This is a genomic window from Enterocloster sp. 210928-DFI.2.20 (assembly GCF_020554465.1).
Classification (GTDB): Bacteria; Bacillota; Clostridia; order Lachnospirales; family Lachnospiraceae; genus Enterocloster; species Enterocloster bolteae.
The window spans coordinates 1-1815 of the sequence record NZ_JAJCHK010000081.1 but is presented as its reverse complement, the minus strand read 5'-3'; the positions used below and the strand labels follow the sequence as shown (position 1 = coordinate 1815).

General features: G+C 51.0%; 1 protein-coding gene. It reads left to right on the top strand.

Features of this window, described 5'->3' with window-relative positions; translation table 11 throughout:
- Positions 1 to 353: 353 nt before the first annotated feature.
- A partial coding sequence (locus LI015_RS27870; RefSeq protein WP_227126770.1) for a transposase domain-containing protein occupies positions 354 to 1815 on the top strand: 1462 nt, incomplete at its 3' end.

Sequence of the window (1815 nt, the reverse complement as noted above, 5' to 3'; positions counted from 1 at the left end):
ATAAATGAGAATGATGTGGCATAGGGGGCTGGATATGGACTTGCATAAAAGAAGAACACCCTACTTCTGGGGGAAGGTCGGGCGTTCCGATAAATACTCATCTGCATTGTACTATACCAACAGCCAAATTGCAACAGAAAGGGGGAAATCTGATGGAAGAAATTTATATATCTATGAAAGATGCATCTGATTTAGAAGGGATGTTATATAGAACTTTTATGAAACAGGTTTCTCGTAGAGAAGAGAATGCAGAAATTGTGTTACGAAAAGAGAAAATTTTATCTGGTGGAAAAGAGCGAAAATACATCAAACTTACTGACCTAAGCCCCAAAGCCCAGAAGGCCTACCGGGCCATGAAGAAGATAGATACGGAAGAAGGAAGTGATATCGTGATGGAGAACCTGCCCCCAGAGGAGCCCTGGTACCTGGATACCGATGTGAACTGGTACATAGAGAACCACAGCCAGGCATATTACAAGGCGGTGGAGCTGTCCCGGCTCCTGCAGGACATCATCAACTATTCGGATGCAGACAAGACGGAGTACATCATCCGTAAGGCGGCGGAGCTGGGAATGAGCCAAAGGACTTTGTACCGCCACATGGACAAATACCTGGAGGCGGCAGGGTGGGCCCTGAAGATGCTGCGGGAGACCGGGGCCAACTACGATTATTACAAGGTCCTGTGCCTGTGCCGGAAACCCAAGGATTCCAATACCTTCCCCACCTTTACGCCGGAAGTGAAGCAGAAGATACACAACATCTGGTTCGACAAGGACTTTGCCCGGAATGAAGGAAAGCGCCAGATGCTGTATGACAAGCTGCTGAAAATCGGTACGGCCAATGGCTGGCCCATCCCATCTTACCAGAGTGTATGCCGTTACATCTCCCACCTGATGGCAGACGGGCAGCTGGAAAGCGCCTATTTCCTTGCAGCCAAAGGTGACAGGGCGTGGAAGAACAAGCGGATGGTGAAGGCCCTGCGCGATACCCGGTCCCTCCAGGTCATGGAGGTCCTTCTGGGGGATGAACATACCTTTGACTGCTGGGTCTCCTATAAGCTGCCTAATGGGAAGGTGACGGCCATCAAGCCTAAGCTGGTGGCCTGGATTGACGCCAGGAGCCGCATGGTGCTGGGGGATATCATCTGCCGGGATGCCAATGCCCAGATACTGAAGCAATCCCTGATTAAGGTATTGTACGGAACCCCGGGAGGGATGCCGAAATACCTGAACATTGACAACGGAAAGGACTATACCTCCAGGGAACTGACCGGCGTCAGACGCTATCCCACCCGGGAGGAAACAGAACGGTATGCCGGATTTGAGGAGGTAAAAGCGGGATTCTATCACACCATTGGGATAGAGGACTTCCACCGGAGCCGTCCTTATGAGCCATGGAGTAAATCCGAAATAGAGCGTCTGTTTAAGACGGTATGCGATGGATTCTCCCGGTGGTTTAAGAGTTACACGGGTACACTGACAGGAAGCAGGACCAGCGCCAAGATTGACAAGGACATCAAGCGTATGCTTGAACAGGGGAAGCTGCTGACCATGGAGGAGTTTTATGAGAAGTGGAGCCACTACCTGCACAACGTGTATGCGGTGAAGGTCCACAGGGGCCTGAAAAACCAGGGAGAAACATACTGTACCCCGCAGGAACTGTTTGACAAAGGGGAACGGTATGAGAAGGCCCTGCCGCCAAAATCCTTTGCCCTGCTGCAGCTGATGAAGTCAGAACGGGCACGGGTATATAACGTGGGAATCCGGAAATTCGGCCAGGTCTATAACCATCCGGAGCTGATTTATTACATGGACA